Below are 14,643 nucleotides of genomic sequence, written 5' to 3' on the forward strand. Positions count from 1 at the left end.
GGTCGCGGTGGACGGCCGACGGTGGACACCGCGGCGCGCGGCGGCGGGTGTCGGCGGGGCGACCTACCCTGGGTGCTCGTGCCGCTGACTGGGATCGTCTCCGCCCTGCTGCCCGACCGCGGGTTCTCGCTCGCCGTGGCGAACGCGCGCGCCGGCGACGTCCCGCTGCTCGAGGCGGCCGTCCCGCCGGGTGCCCGTCCCGCGCTGCTCGCCGCGCTCGCGTCGCCGCAGGAGGACGGCGGCGCGGACCGCACCGTGCTCGCGGTGACCGCGACGGGCCGCCAGTGCGAGGACCTCGCGGCCGCGCTGCGCTGCTACCTCGACCCGGCCTCGGTGGTGGAGTTCCCGAGCTGGGAGACGCTGCCGCACGAGCGCCTCTCCCCGCGCTCGGACACGGTGGGCCGCCGCCTCGCCGTCCTGCGCCGCCTGGCGCACCCCGGTGAGCTGGGGGCCGAGGACGGGCCCGTGAAGGTGGTCGTGGCGCCCGTCCGGGCGGTGCTGCAGCCGCTCGTGGCCGGTCTGGGAGACCTGCGACCGGTGCAGCTGCGCGCCGGGGACGTGGTCGACCTCGAGCAGGTGGTGGCCGACCTCGCCGCCGCCGCCTACACGCGCACCGAGATGGTCGAGCGCCGCGGCGACGTCGCCGTGCGCGGCGGCATCCTCGACGTCTTCCCGCCCACCTCCGACCACCCGCTGCGGGTGGAGTTCTTCGGTGACGAGGTGGAGGAGGTCCGCGCCTTCTCCGTGGCCGACCAGCGCTCCCTCGAGGTGGTCCCCGAGGGGCTGTGGGCGCCGCCCTGCCGCGAGCTGCTGCTCACCGAGCAGGTGAGGCAGCGCGCCGCCGCGCTCAAGGAGCAGCTGCCGGGCGCCGCCGAGATGCTCGACAAGATCGCGGGTGGCATCGCGGTGGAGGGCATGGAGTCCCTCGCGCCCGCGCTCGTCGACGGCATGCAGCCGCTGCTCGACGTGCTCCCCGCGGGCACGCACGTCGTCGTCCTGGACCCCGAGCGCGTCCGCAGCCGCGCGCACGACCTCGTGGCCACCTCCGAGGAGTTCCTCGCCGCCGCGTGGGCCAACGCCGCCTCCGGCGGGCAGGTGCCGGTCGACCTCGGGCTCGACAGGGCCAGCTACACGACGTTCGCGGCCACCCGCGCGCACGCGCTCACCACGCGGCGGCCGTGGTGGTCGCTGAGCTCCTTCACCGCCGACGAGGAGACCGCCAGCTTCGACGGCGAGGACGGCGCCGTGGTCGTCACGGTCGGCGCGCGCGAGGTCGAGGGCTACGCCGGTGACGTGCCGCGGGCCCTGGCCGACCTGCGCGCCCTGGTCAGCGACGGCTGGCGCCTGGTGGCCACCGCCGCGGGCCACGGCTCGGCCGACCGCCTCGCCGAGGTGCTGCGGGACGCCGACGTCCCCGCCGCCCGCGCCGACGGCGTGGACGAGGTGCCCGAGCCGAGCGTGGTCCGGGTGACCACCGCGAGCCTCGGCCACGGGTTCGTCGCGCCCGCCCTGAAGCTCGCGCTGCTCACCGAGGCCGACGTGCTGGGCACCTCCGGCCCGATGTCGGCGAAGGACGCCAAGCGGATGCCGAGCCGGCAGCGCCGCAACGCCGTCGACCCGCTGCAGCTCAAGACCGGAGACTTCGTGGTGCACGAGCAGCACGGCGTGGGCCGGTACGTGGAGATGGTGCAGCGCACGCTGCAGGGCGCCACCCGCGAGTACCTCGTCATCGAGTACGCGCCTTCCAAGCGCGGCCAGCCGGGGGACCGGCTGTTCGTCCCCACCGACACCCTCGACCAGGTCACCCGGTACGTGGGCGGGGAGGCGCCGACCCTCAACAAGATGGGCGGCGCCGACTGGGCCAAGACCAAGGGCCGGGCGCGCAAGGCGGTCAAGGAGATCGCCGGGGACCTCATCAAGCTCTACAGCGCCCGCATGGCCACGAAGGGCCACTCCTTCGCCGCCGACACCCCGTGGCAGCGCGAGCTGGAGGACGCCTTCCCCTTCGTGGAGACGCCCGACCAGCTGGTCACCATCGACGAGGTCAAGGCGGACATGGAGCGCGTCGTGCCCATGGACCGCCTGATCTGCGGCGACGTCGGCTACGGCAAGACCGAGATCGCCGTGCGCGCGGCCTTCAAGGCCGTGCAGGACGGCAAGCAGGTCATGGTGCTCGTGCCGACCACGCTGCTGGTGCAGCAGCACCTGGAGACCTTCTCCGAGCGCTTCGCCCCGTTCCCCGTCACCGTGCGGGCCCTGAGCCGCTTCGTGACGGCCAAGGAGTCCGAGGCGGTCAAGGCCGGCCTGGCCGACGGCACGGTCGACGTGGTGATCGGCACCCACCGCCTCCTCGGCGGGGAGTACCGCGCCAAGGACCTGGGCCTGGTGATCATCGACGAGGAGCAGCGCTTCGGGGTGGAGCACAAGGAGCTCCTCAAGACGCTGCGCACCAACGTCGACGTGCTGGCGATGAGCGCCACGCCCATCCCGCGCACGCTGGAGATGGCCGTCACCGGCATCCGCGAGATGTCCACGCTGGCCACCCCGCCGGAGGAGCGCCACCCGGTGCTCACGTACGTGGGGCCCTACGAGGAGAAGCAGGTGGCCGCGGCCATCAGGCGCGAGCTGCTGCGCGAGGGCCAGGTCTTCTACGTGCACAACAAGGTCGAGTCGATCGACAGGGCCGCCGCGCGCCTGGCCGAGCTGGTGCCCGAGGCCCGCATCGCCACCGCGCACGGCAAGATGCCCGAGCACCGCCTGGAAGAGGTCATCGTCGACTTCTGGGAGAAGCGCTTCGACGTGCTGGTGTGCACGACCATCGTCGAGACCGGGCTGGACATCTCCAACGCCAACACGCTGATCCTCGAGCGGGCCGACCTGCTGGGCCTGTCCCAGCTGCACCAGCTGCGCGGCCGCGTGGGCCGCGGTCGCGAGCGCGCCTACGCGTACTTCATGTACCCGGGGGAGAAGCCGCTGACGGAGACCGCGCACGACAGGCTGGCCACCATCGCCTCCCACACCGACCTCGGCGCCGGCATGCAGGTGGCCATGAAGGACCTCGAGATCCGCGGCGCCGGCAACCTGCTGGGCGGAGAGCAGTCGGGGCACATCGCCGGCGTGGGCTTCGACCTGTACGTGCGCCTCGTGGGGGAGGCGGTGGCGGAGTACCGCGACGGACCGAAGGAGGAGGGCCTGCCGGGGGCGAAGATCGAGCTCCCGGTCGACGGCCTGCTGCCGCACGACTACGTGCCGCACGAGCGGCTGCGCCTGGAGGCCTACCGCAAGCTGGCGGCGGCGACCTCGGACGACGACGTCGCGGCCGTGCGCGCCGAGCTGGTGGACCGCTACGGCGAGCCGACCGAGCAGGTCGAGAACCTCCTCGCGGTGGCCCGCTTCCGCGTCCGGGCGCGCGCCTCGGGGGTCAGCGAGGTGTCGCTGCAGGGGCGGAACATCAGGTTCGCGCCCGTGGAGCTGCGCGAGAGCCAGGAGCTGCGGGTGCGGCGCCTGTACCCGGGCACCCTCGTGAAGCCGGCCCTGCGCACGGTCCTCGTGCCGCAGCCGATGACCGCGCGCGTGGGCGGGCAGCCGCTGCGCGACCGCGCCGTGCTCGAGTGGGCCACGGCCCTGCTCGACGCGGTGCTGCCGGTGGAGCAGCCGGCGATGGCGAGCGCCGCGAGCTGATCACGGGCTGATCACGGTCCGGCGGGCGGGTGCGTGATCGCCACCCGTTCGCCGGTCCGCTGGCCTGGACGTTTGCCGGATCTGCGCGCCGGGCCCCCAGGATGGTCGTGTGGATCACCTCGTGTACATCAGCTTCGGAGAGGGGCGCCACGTCGACGAAGTGCGCTTCTCGGTGCAGACGGCCGCCCGCCACCTGGGCGCTCCCCGGGGTGACTGGCGGATCGACGTGTGGACCGACAGCCCCCAGGCGTGGAAGGACCTCCCGGTGGAGGTGGTCGAGGTGGCCCCGGAGCAGGTGGACACCTGGATGGGACCGCACCGCTACGTGTGGCGCTCCAAGATCGAGGTGCTGCGCGCGGCGCTCGAGCGGTCCGGGGGTGGGCGCTGCCTGTACGTCGACGGCGACACGTGGTGGCGCCGCTCTCCGACGGTGGTCTTCGACCGCATCGGGCCCGGTCGCAGCGTCATGCACCTGCGCGAGGGGCGTCCCCCGGCTCCGGAGGTCGCCGCCCTGGACCACGTGCTCCAGCGGTACCAGCCCGTCGACACCTCGGGCCGGCCGTGGGTCTTCCCGGCCGACCGCGACTCCTGGAACGCGGGCGTCATCGGGCTCGACCCCGCCGACGCGGCGGTCTGCGCTGATGTCGCGCTCCTGACCGACCAGCTGCTCGAGCACGGCTTCGGCGACCACTCGCACACGTCGGAGCAGCTGGCCTTCGCGGTGGGCCTGGCCGCGCGGACCTCGGTGGCCGAGGCGCGCGACGCGGTGGTCCACTACTGGCCGACCGAGATGCGCGCCCCCTTCAGCGCGGCGCTCGCCGGGGCGAGGTCCGCCGACGGGGTGCCCGCGGGGGAGCTCTTCGACCGCCTGTGGGCTCAGCGTCCGCGCGTGACGGCCGAGCGCGCCGCGAAGGACGCCGCCAAGCGGCTCCTGCGGCGCGTGGGCGTGCGCCGCTGAGGCTGCCGCCGCTGACGCCACCGTCGTCCAGCGGCGCCTGACCCCGGGTGAGCGGAGGGTCGCTCAACGTGCGCGGGTGCCGCTCACCCGGGTGCCAGCCACCCGCAAGGGGCCGCCCCCGACAGCCTGCTGTTCACCTGCGGGCCGTCCACCGGACACCATGGCCGGTGCGGGGGGTCCAGAGGGGCGCCCTCCGCCGAGGCGAGGGGGGCGGTTCACGTGGCCGCACGGTCCAGGACGTCGAGCACGCCGGAGGCGGTGGACACCGCGGCCCGGGAGGCGGGGCGCGAGGGCGCGGGGAGCGTCGTGCAGACGCACCCGCCCAGGTGGCGGGAGCCCGCGCGGCTGGTGAGGCCGCTGGCTGTGGTCCTCGCCGTCCTCCTGGTCGTGGGGCCGGTGGTCCGGCTGGCCGTGGACGCCGTGACCGGTGACCCGTCCCTGCCGCAGGCCTGGCTCACCGAGGCGGCCCGCCTGGTCGACCTCGACGCGGAGGGCAACCTGCCCACGTACTTCTCGTCGGCGCTGCTGGCCGCCACCGCCGCGGGCCTGGCGGCGGCCGCGGTGCTCGCGAGGGCGCGCGGCTGGCGCGCCTGGCCGCTGGCGGCCCCGGCTGCCGTCGCGGCGCTGCTGTCGGTGGACGAGCTGGCCTCCCTGCACGAGCAGATGGCGCTGCTGGCCGACCTCCTCGGCGTCGACGCGGGCCTGCGCTTCTCCTGGGTGGTGCCGGGCGTCGTCGTCGCCGCGGTGGTGGGCACCGGGCTGCTGCTGGTGGCGCGCGGGATGGCTCCGCGGCTGCGGTGGCGCCTCGTGGTGGCCGGCGCGGTGTACCTGCTGGGCGCCCTGGTGGTGGAGACCGTGACCGGCGGCATGTTCCGCCCTGCGCCGCCCGGCGGGCTCGAGCCGGTGCAGAGCACCGCCTACGTGCTGCTCAACGCCGTCGAGGAGGGGCTGGAGATGGTCGGGGCGCTGCTCGCCCTCCGGGCGGTCCTGCTGGCGCTGCGCGTGGCCGCGACCCCGGGCGGCGTCGTCGTCGACCTCGACCCCGACCGTCCGGTGCTGTCCCAGCGGGCCCGCGCCGCCGCCTGACCAGGATGCGCCGCACGGGCGATCTCGCTGCTCGGGTGGACCTGCGCCGCGTCGGGGGACTGTGCGGATCCGTTGCCGAGGGGCATGATCCTCCGATCGCCCCACCGGACCCGTCCGGCGGGGCGGTGCGGTGCGGCGCAGAGGCCGGGGCGCGAGGGAGCAGCGGTGCGGGACGCGTGCCCGCCGGGGGGTGGTGGCCGTGGTCCTCACGAGGAGCGGCGGACGTGCGGGAGCGGTGCGGAAGGGCTCGCGGAGGTGGTCCGAGGGCGACCTGCTGCGCCTGACCCCGCTGGTGGGGGTGCTGGCCGTGGTCGCGCTCGTGCTCGTGCTCGTCGGCCCGTCGGTGCGGATCGCCGTCGAGGCGGTGCAGGGCGACGCGGCCCTGCCGCTGGCCTGGCTCGACGAGGCCAAGCGCCAGACGGACCTGGACGGCGAGGCGAACCTGCCCGCCACCTTCAGCGCCGCCCTGCTGGCCCTCGTCGGCCTCGGGTTCGTCTTCCTGGCCGGCGTGCGGCGCTCGCGCGGCGAGAGGGCCTGGCCCGTGGTGGTCCTCGCGGCCGGCGCCGGCTACCTGGGCCTCGACGAGGCGTCCGAGCTGCACGAGTCCCTCGCGCTCTTCGCAGACCGCCTCCACGCGACGCTGGGGCTGCACAACTTCGCGTGGCTGGTGCCCGGGGTGCTGCTCGCCGTGGCCGGTGGCGTGGTCGCCCTGCGGCTGGCGCGGGCGCTGCCCCCGCGGCTGCGCCGCCGGCTCGTCCTCGCCGGAGTCGTCTACCTCTTCGGCGCGGTCCTCATGGAGTACGTCACGAGCTTCTTCCTGGTGGACCTGCCCGGCAGCGCCGAGCTGACCGCCCCCCAGCCGGTCTCCTACATCCTCCTCAACGCCGTGGAGGAGGGCTCGGAGATGGCCGGCGCGCTGCTGGCGCTCGCGGCGGTGCTCGCGGAGCTCCGGCTGCGCGTGGTCACCGGAGGTGTCGCCGTCGTGGGGGCCCCGGACGCGGTCCTGGAGGCTGCGGGGGGCGCGAGCGTGCGCCAGACGGGGGGTGGTGAGCACCGTGCGTCCCTCGGACGGACGGCCGCCGCCTCCCACCACCCAGGTGCCGTGACTACCGTCAGCGATCAGCAGCAGGGGAGCCTGCGCGGGGGAGAAGGAGACCGATGAGCACCGACACCAGCCTCGACAGCAGCCTGGACCAGACCCTGGGCGCCGACCAGGACGCTGCGTCGGGCCTCGGCGTCGCCACCCTCAACGACCTGCGCTACCCAGCGCTCGGCTCCGACGAGCCGGTGCCGGTCTACCGCCCCTACCTCGGCGCCGAGGTGCAGGAGGCCGCGCGGTCCGCGCTCGAGGTCGGCTGGCTCGGCATGGGCAAGCTCAGCCAGGACTTCGAGCTGGGCCTGGAGTCCTTCCTGCACCTGGGCGAGAGCGGGCGCCGCGCCGTCTCCACCAACTCCTGCACCGAGGCGCTGCACCTGGCCGGTCAGCTCATCGGCCTGGGCCCGGGTGACGAGGTCATCGCGCCGTCCTTCACGTACGTGGCGGGCCACCAGGCCATGAGCCGCACCGGGGCGTCCGTGGTCTTCGCCGACGTCGAGGACCGCCGGCTCTGCCTGGACCCGCAGCGGGTCCGCGAGGCGATCACCGAGAACACCAAGGCGATCCTCGCCGTCGACTACCTCGGCCTGCCGGCGCAGCTCGACGAGCTGCTCGAGATCGCCGACGAGCACGGCCTGCGGGTCATCGAGGACGCCGCGCACGCCTTCGGGTCGGTGTCGGACGGTCGTCCCGTCGGCTCCTTCGGCGACATCACCTGCTTCAGCTTCGGCCCGGTGAAGACCATCACCACGCTCGAGGGCGGCGCGATCATCACCCGCGACCCGGCCGACGTGCAGGCCCTGCACGAGCTTCGCCACCTGGGCATCGACGCCGACACCGACGCGCGGTACAAGAACCAGCGCAACTGGGAGTTCGACGTGGTGCGGCAGGGCTTCCGCTGCCACCTCGGCTCGGTGCCCGCCTCCATCGGGCTGGCCCAGCTGGCGCTGGTGGACGAGTTCATCGCCAACCGCCGCAGCTACTGCCAGGCCTTCGACGCCGCGTTCGCCGACCTCGCCGAGGCCGGTCACCTGCAGCTGTTCGACACGGACTGGGAGGGCGTGGCGCCCTACATCTACGTCATCCGCCTGCGCGACGGCTCGCGCCGCGCCGAGCTCATCGCCCACCTGAAGGCGCGCGGCATCGGCTCGGGCATCCACTTCCTGGGCGCCCACGAGTTCTCGTTCTACGCCGACTCCCGCCGGGGCCCGCTGCCGGTGACGGACCTGGCCACGAGCCAGGTGCTCACCCTGCCGCTGCACCCCTACATGGACCCGGCCACCATCGACCGCGTGGTCGACGGCGTGCGGTCGTTCTTCGCATGAGCGTGGCGGAGGGCGGCTGGGAGCACACCGCGACCCTGGCGCAGGTCAGCGGCGGCAGCACGGGCCGCCTGCGGGTGGTGTACCGCTCCTACGGCGGCGACAACCTCAAGAACCGCCCCGCCTACTACTCCAAGACGACGTCGCTGCTGTCCTTCCTGCGCGCGCTCGACCAGGTCGACGCCGACGTCGTGTTCATGAACAACGGCCCGATCCCCGAGGAGCGCCTGGCGCTCATGCGCGGCCGCGGCGAGGTCGTGAGCATCGGCCCCACGAACATGCAGGGCTCGTGGATGACCATGCTCCAGCTGGCCGCCACCTGGGGAGACGACCTGGTCTGGCTCGCCGAGGACGACTACCTCTACACCGAGGAGTCCCTCGCGGCCCTCGTGGAGGCCGGCAGGGCGCTCCCGGACGTCGACTACTTCGCCCTCTACGGCGTCACCGAGAACTCCTGGTACCTGCCGCCGGGCCTGGACCAGCCCCGTCCGAAGGGGTGGACCGACCGGGAGGAGTTCGTCGGAGGCCGCCGCTGGCAGCGCATCGACTCGACCGCGAGCACCTTCGCGGTGCGGGCGGACGCCCTGGCGCAGGACGTCGGCATCTTCCGGCTGGCGATGGTCCCGCACCGGAGCATGTACCGCGACCACGACATGTTCCACAACGTGCAGGGCTACGAGACGCACCTGTGGAGCGACCTGGGCCGCACCCTGCTGCTCCGCGGGGAGGGCGGCCTGTTCCGCAAGCTGCGGCGCGTGTACCTGGCGCCGTTCCTCGCGGCGAGCAACCTGCGCTCCCACCGGCGCCCGGAGAACCGCCGGACGCTCATGGCGGTGGACCTCAACCTCGTCGCGCACATGGAGGTGGAGCTGCTGCCGCCCAACCACGACTGGGCCGCCGAGGCCGCGTCGGTGCTCGGGTGGGCCGAGCAGCGCCACCTCGTCGCGCACTGACGGCACCGGGTCCACGACTCTCACGACGACGCCCGGCCACCCCGCGAGGGGCGGCCGGGCGTCGTCGTCGGTGCTGCCGGGTGTGTCGGGCGGTGGCGCTGGACGGCCGGCTCAGGCGCCGAAGCAGCGGCGGTACGCCTCCGAGGCGTGCGGCAGCCGGTCCGACGGCAGGAGCGTGAAGGCGCCCCCGAAGCCGGAGCTCACGTTGAACTGGCAGGCGTAGAGCACCTGTCCCGCTCCCGCCCCGGCGTGGGCGAGCAGCCAGGAGTGCAGGGCCGTGACGAAGTCCGGGGCGTCACCACCGGACCCGTCAGCGCAGAGAGACCACTCCGGCACCGCCAGCGGCAGCCCCCACGCGGCGGCCAGCGCCCGGAAGGCGTCGAGCCCGGCGGGGCCGCCCCAGCGGTCGCGGGCCGGCAGCCAGCCGGCGAAGTCGGCGGCGGTGGCCAGGTAGGGGTAGCGGTTGTAGTAGCCGACGCCCAGGACGTCGGCCTGCCCGGCGCCCGGGTGCAGCACGGAGCTGTCGGCGTCCAGGCCCACGGTGTTGTGGTTGAGCGAGAAGACCAGACGCGCCGAGGGGAAGACGCGCTGCTGCAGCGCGCGGTAGCGCTGCCAGCCGCGCTGGAAGTCCGCGACCTCGCTGGCGCGCACGCTCCACGGGTACCAGTTGCCGTTCATCTCGTGCGCGAAGCGGATGTAGGTCGTGCCGGGCCTGCCGGCCCGCAGACCGGCCAGCGCGGTCAGCGAGGCCGTCCACGCCTCGTCACACGCACCGGCTGCGGCCTGCGCCCACGTCGTGCCCGCCTCGAAGGCGCCCACGGAGACGTCGAGGGCGCGGTCCCAGCCCGCGAGCTCGCCCCCGGGCTGCAGCACCGGCAGGTGCGTGCTGGCCCAGGTGCTGTCGGCCCAGGTGGCGGTGAGGTCGAGCCGGCGGCCCAGCTGGCGCTCGTACTCGCCCGAGGCGACGCCGTCCCCCGCCGCCCCGAGCATGAAGGGCAGCCCGCTCGACGCGGTCTGCAGCACCGGGGGAGCCGCGGCGGCCGCGGGGGCCGCGACCACCCGAGCGCCCACGAGCGCCCCGCCCACCGCCGCCGCGGCTCCCGCGATCACCGTCCGGCGACCCGCGAGCGGGCCCGCGCTGGCGGGACCGGCTCCCGGGCCGGGGCGGCGGGAGACGGGGGAGAGCTGCTGGCCGACCACCCTGAGATCATGCCCCAGGTGGGACGAAAGGGGCAGACGGGATGCCCGAGGCGCCCTCCGCCCGCCGGTGGGTGCCGCGGCGCCGTCCGCGGCCGTCCACCGCCGCGTGCAGGGCTGCCGCCCAGCCGGCGGCCATGGCCGAGACGTCGAACTGCTCCACGTGCCGCAGCCCGGCGGCGGCCTTCGCGCGCAGCGGGTGGGGGTCGACCAGGTGCGCCTCGAGCGCGGCGGCCAGCGCTGCGACGTCCCCGACGGGCACCAGCTGCCCGGTGCGGCCCCCGTCGAGCACCTCGCGCACCCCCTCGCTGCTCTCCGAGATCAGGCACGGCACGCCCAGGGCCACGGCCTCGATCAGCGCCAGCGGCAGCCCCTCGTGCCGCGAGGGGAGGCAGAAGAGGTCGGCGCGGGCGACCTCGGGCAGCGGCGCCTCCACCGCTCCGGCGACGTCGACGCTGGCGGTCACCCCGAGCTCGGCCGCCAGCGCCTGCAGGGCCGCCAGCTCCGGGCCGTCGTTGAGCACGCGCAGGCGGTGGGGGACCCGGCGGACCACTGCCGCGTGGGCGCGCAGGAGCAGGTCGTAGCCCTTCTGCGGCGCCAGGCGGCCGGTGGCCACGACGACGGGGAGCGGTTCCTCGCCGTCGCCGTCCTGGTGGGTGCCGGTCCGGGGCGGTGCCGCGGCCGCGGCGCGCACCGCGGCCAGGTCCACCCCGTTGCGGACCACGTGCAGCCGGTGCGGCGGCAGGCCGTTGGCGAGCACCGGGCCCGCGACCCCGGCGTCGACGCAGACCGCGGCGTCGGCACGGCGGTGCACCAGCCTCAGCAGCGGGCGAGCCGGTGCCGGCACCCACTCGGCGAGGGCGTCGTCGAGGTCGGCGTGGACGGAGACGACGAACGGCCGCCGCGCCAGGCGCGCGGCCAGCCAGGCCAGCACCACGCCGGGGCCGATCTCGGAGGTGGCCAGCACCACCTCGTGCCGGCGCGCGAGCGCCACGAGCCGCAGCAGCGAGGGGACGGCGGTGGCCCGCAGCCGCTGCCCCGGGCCGGACAGCAGCTGCACCGGAGCTCCTGGCGGGGCGCTGAGCAGCGAGGGGCCCGGGGGCTCGCCGAGCACGGCGAGCCGGCCGCTGCCGGGGCCCCAGCGCTCCAGCAGCGACAGCACCACCCGCGTGGCCCCGGTGCGGAACAGGGCGTCGGCCACGAGCAGCGTGCGAGGGGGACGGGGCGCTGCCCCGGCGGCGTCGCTCACGAGGTCGACTGTGGCGCACGCCGCGGCCCCCTGGCCGCACCGGGGTGCGGTCAGGGGGCCGGAGGGAGGACGATCTTCAGGAGAGGGGGGCGAGGCGGGCGTCCTGAGCCGCGCGCAGCTCGTCCACCAGGCGCCCGGAGGGCACCTCGACCATGTCGTAGGTGATGACCGCGTCCTTCGGGACGTCGACCGTGAGCGTGCAGCCCGGCGCGAGGCCCAGCGGCAGCAGGCGCTGCGCGCGGGCGGTGCCGGCGTCCTCGGCCTGGCCGTAGACGTGGTACCCGCCGAGGCCGTCGATCGTGGTGCCCGCCGCCAGGTCCGTCTTGGCGGTGGTGAGCACCTCGACCTTCAGGTCGCCGGCGGCCACGAGGGCGGCGTCGTCGAAGTCGACGGCGCGGACCACCGTGGTGGGCACCTCGAAGTGGCACAGGTGGTACGGCGTGTAGAAGGAGTACAGCGGCCCCTCGCCCAGCTTGTAGAGGTTGAGGTAGTGCTGCTGCTTCGGGTCGTCGTGGGTGGCCAGCACGTAGACGCCCGGACCCGGCTTGGAGCCGACGACGTAGTCGACGACACCGCCCTTGGCCTTGAGCTCCTCCACGTCGTAGCGGCTCGTGAGCTCGTCGACGTGGCCGCGGTGGTCCCAGCCGTTCATGCCGCGCTGCGGCACGGTCATGCCCCACGCGTTGGCCACGATCGCCTGCTCGAAGGAGATCTTCGTGCCGTCGGCGAAGCTCGTGACCATCCACGGGTCCTGGCCCCACTTCTCGGCGAAGCCCTGCTGCGTGGTGGGGGTGCGGTACGGGTCCTGCAGGCCCTTGATGTTGCCCGCCACCAGCGGGGTCAGGCCGATGCCGCGCACGAAGCGCAGCAGGTTGACCGTCACGCCGGGCTGGTCGCCGTCGGCGCCGGTGAACATGACGCCGGCCGCGGCGAAGCGGCGGGCGATCTCGGGTCCGACGGTCGCGTCGAGCTCGGCGTTCATCGTCACGACGGGCGTGCCGGCCTCCAGCGCGGCCATCGTCACCCGGGCGCCGTGCTCGACAGCGCCGGTCACGTCCACCACGCAGTCCACGCCGTCGGCAGCGACCAGCTCGAGGGCGTCGGCGACGACCGCCGGGGTGCCCTCGCGGATGCTGCGCTCGAGATCGGCGCGGGAGTCGACGACCTTCGCCGCGGTGCCGGCCTCCTCGTAGGCGCGCAGGCCCTTGGCCTCGGTGCGGTTGGCGATCGCCACCAGCTCCATGCCGGGGGTGCTGTTGATGATCTGGTTGGCCAGACCGCGCCCCTGGAAGCCGGCGCCGACCATGCCGACCCGGATGGGCCGTCCCTCGCGCTGCCGCTTCGCCAGGGCGCTGTCAGTGATGATCACGAGGGGGCCTTTCCGCCGTTCTCGGCCAGCAGCGGCCAGGAGGCGTCCTTGTCGGAGATGACGGCCACCGGCACCGGCCAGGACAGGCCGAGGTCGGGGTCGTCGTGGCGCAGGCCGCGCTCCACGCCCGGGGTGTAGGGCGCGGAGACGTTGTAGGTGGCCTCGGTGTCGTCGACCAGGGTGATGAACCCGTGCGCGAACATCGGGGGCACGTACAGCGCCACGTGGTTGTCCGCCGTCAGCTCGACGGACACGTGCTGCAGGTACGTGGGGGAGTCCGGGCGGACGTCCACGATCTGGTCCAGCAGGGCGCCGCGGGTGCAGCGGACCAGCTTGGCCTCCGGGGCCACGGGCAGCTGGTAGTGCATGCCGCGCAGCGTCCCGGCCCTCCTGTTGTAGGAGATGTTCGCCTGCACGAGCTCCGTGTCGAGCCCGGCCTCGGCGAACGCCGCCTTGTCGAAGGACCTGGCGAAGAACCCGCGCTCGTCGGTGTGCGGCTCGATGCGCACGATGGCGACGCCGTCGATGGGCGTCGTTTCTATCCTCACTTGCTGGTCCAGAACAGCTCTGCGTCGATCTGTCCGGTGCTCAGCAGGTGCTCGAGCTGCTTGAGGCGGGTGTGGCCGCGGCCGTTGAAGGTGGCCTCGTCGAGCTGGATCGCCTCGAAGACGTCGTGCAGCTGCTGGGCGCCGCGGGCGGCGTCCCACTGGCACTCGAAGTCCGGCAGGACCTTCTTGATCTTGTCGAAGTTCACCTTGTACGAGCGGTTGTCGGCGCTCGGCGGCCCGAAGCTCAGCTCGCAGCCCGGGAAGGCCGCGGCGACCTTCTCGGCGATGTCGCGCACCTGGTAGTTCTGCTCCTCCGAGCCCACGTTGAGCACCTCGCCGCGGACGGCCTCGACCGGGGCGGTGAGCACCCGGCGGATCGCCTGGGCGATGTCGAGGCCGTGCACCAGCGGGCGCCACGGGGTGCCGTCGCTGTTCATGGCGATCTTGCCGGTGGTCCACGCCAGGCCGGCCAGGTTGTTCAGCACGATGTCGAAGCGCATGCGCGGGCTGGCCCCGAAGGCGGTGGCGTTGCGCAGGAACGTCGGCGCGAAGGTCTCGTCGGCCAGCGGGGCGACGTCGCGCTCGACGCGGGCCTTGCAGATCGCGTAGGCGGTCTGCGGGTTGACCGGGCTGGTCTCGTCGACGGTGCCCTCGGCGACGCCGTACACCGAGCAGCTCGACATGTAGACGAAGCGGCCGACGCCGGCCTCCTTGGCCACCGTGGCCAGGCGCACCGAGCCCTTGTGGTTGACGTCGTAGGTGACCTCGCCCAGCAGGTCGCCCAGGGGGTCGTTGCTCAGCTCGGCCATGTGGACCACCGCGTCGAAGCCGCGCAGGTCCTCGACCTGCACGTCGCGGATGTCCTTGGCGATCGTGGCGACCGTGCTCGTCACGCCGTTGTAGAGCCAGCCGTGCTTGTAGTAGCCGGTGTCCAGGCCCGTCACGTCGTGGCCGTCCTCGACCAGCAGGGGTGCCAGGAGGCAGCCCAGGTAGCCCTCGGTGCCCGTCACAAGGATCTTCATGGTGGAGCGGCCCCCGCCTGTCGTCGTTTCTCGGCCCGTGCAAGGAATCGGCGCCCACGCTAACGGGCCGTGACGGGAGCTCCGCCTCTCGCGTCCGGCGGACGGGTGAGGCGCCCGCGGCCCGTCACACGTCTGCCGGAGCGCCCGGCGTCCGTGACCTGC

The 14,643-nt window shown here is 74.3% G+C and carries 11 protein-coding genes; 6 read left to right on the plus strand and 5 right to left on the minus strand.

Features of this window, described 5'->3' with window-relative positions; translation table 11 throughout:
- The first annotated feature begins 78 nt into the window (after nucleotides 1-78).
- From mfd to FHN55_RS10200, 6 genes are all read left to right on the plus strand, one after another.
- A complete protein-coding gene (gene mfd / locus FHN55_RS10175; RefSeq protein WP_139712211.1) occupies nucleotides 79-3,681 on the plus strand; it encodes a transcription-repair coupling factor in 3,603 nt (1,200 codons plus the stop codon).
- Between the two features lie 109 nt (nucleotides 3,682-3,790).
- Nucleotides 3,791-4,639 carry a hypothetical protein gene (locus tag FHN55_RS10180; protein ID WP_139712212.1) on the plus strand — a complete coding sequence of 283 codons (849 nt, stop codon included), beginning with the start codon at nucleotides 3,791-3,793 and terminating at the stop codon, nucleotides 4,637-4,639.
- A gap of 219 nt (nucleotides 4,640-4,858) precedes the next feature.
- On the plus strand, nucleotides 4,859-5,725 hold the full coding sequence (locus FHN55_RS10185) for a hypothetical protein (RefSeq protein WP_139712213.1): 867 nt from the start codon (nucleotides 4,859-4,861) through the stop codon (nucleotides 5,723-5,725).
- A 199-nt stretch (nucleotides 5,726-5,924) separates the two neighbouring features.
- Nucleotides 5,925-6,887, plus strand: coding sequence for a hypothetical protein (locus FHN55_RS10190; protein WP_139712214.1), 963 nt, complete (start codon nucleotides 5,925-5,927; stop codon nucleotides 6,885-6,887).
- Nucleotides 6,884-8,146, plus strand: a complete 1,263-nt coding sequence (locus FHN55_RS10195) for a DegT/DnrJ/EryC1/StrS aminotransferase family protein (protein WP_139712215.1) — start codon at nucleotides 6,884-6,886, stop codon at nucleotides 8,144-8,146. Before FHN55_RS10190 ends, FHN55_RS10195 begins: the two co-directional genes overlap by 4 nt.
- A complete protein-coding gene (locus FHN55_RS10200; RefSeq protein WP_139712216.1) occupies nucleotides 8,143-9,096 on the plus strand; it encodes a hypothetical protein in 954 nt (317 codons plus the stop codon). The genes FHN55_RS10195 and FHN55_RS10200 overlap by 4 nt, the downstream gene beginning before the upstream one ends.
- A gap of 111 nt (nucleotides 9,097-9,207) precedes the next feature.
- On the opposite strand, the gene FHN55_RS10205 is transcribed toward FHN55_RS10200, so the two are convergent.
- The 5 genes from FHN55_RS10205 to FHN55_RS10225 form a co-directional block, all read right to left on the minus strand.
- Entirely contained in the window at nucleotides 9,208-10,296 is a 1,089-nt protein-coding gene (locus tag FHN55_RS10205) for a hypothetical protein (protein ID WP_139712217.1), read from the minus strand.
- 7 nt (nucleotides 10,297-10,303) lie between these two features.
- Complete coding sequence (locus FHN55_RS10210; RefSeq protein WP_139712218.1) at nucleotides 10,304-11,542, minus strand: glycosyltransferase; 1,239 nt, start codon at nucleotides 11,540-11,542, stop codon at nucleotides 10,304-10,306.
- A gap of 76 nt (nucleotides 11,543-11,618) precedes the next feature.
- Complete coding sequence (locus tag FHN55_RS10215) at nucleotides 11,619-12,911, minus strand: NAD(P)H-dependent oxidoreductase (protein ID WP_139712219.1); 1,293 nt, start codon at nucleotides 12,909-12,911, stop codon at nucleotides 11,619-11,621.
- Nucleotides 12,908-13,459: a dTDP-4-dehydrorhamnose 3,5-epimerase gene (gene rfbC, locus FHN55_RS10220; protein WP_139712220.1), complete on the minus strand. Its 552-nt coding sequence runs from the start codon at nucleotides 13,457-13,459 to the stop codon at nucleotides 12,908-12,910. The genes FHN55_RS10215 and rfbC overlap by 4 nt, the downstream gene beginning before the upstream one ends.
- Nucleotides 13,456-14,481, minus strand: a complete 1,026-nt coding sequence (locus FHN55_RS10225) for an NAD(P)-dependent oxidoreductase (RefSeq protein WP_139712221.1) — start codon at nucleotides 14,479-14,481, stop codon at nucleotides 13,456-13,458. Before FHN55_RS10225 ends, rfbC begins: the two co-directional genes overlap by 4 nt.
- Between the last annotated feature and the right edge of the window lie 162 nt (nucleotides 14,482-14,643).

The organism is Streptomyces sp. NP160 (genome assembly GCF_006335115.1).
Lineage (GTDB): Bacteria > Actinomycetota > Actinomycetes > Actinomycetales > Quadrisphaeraceae > Quadrisphaera.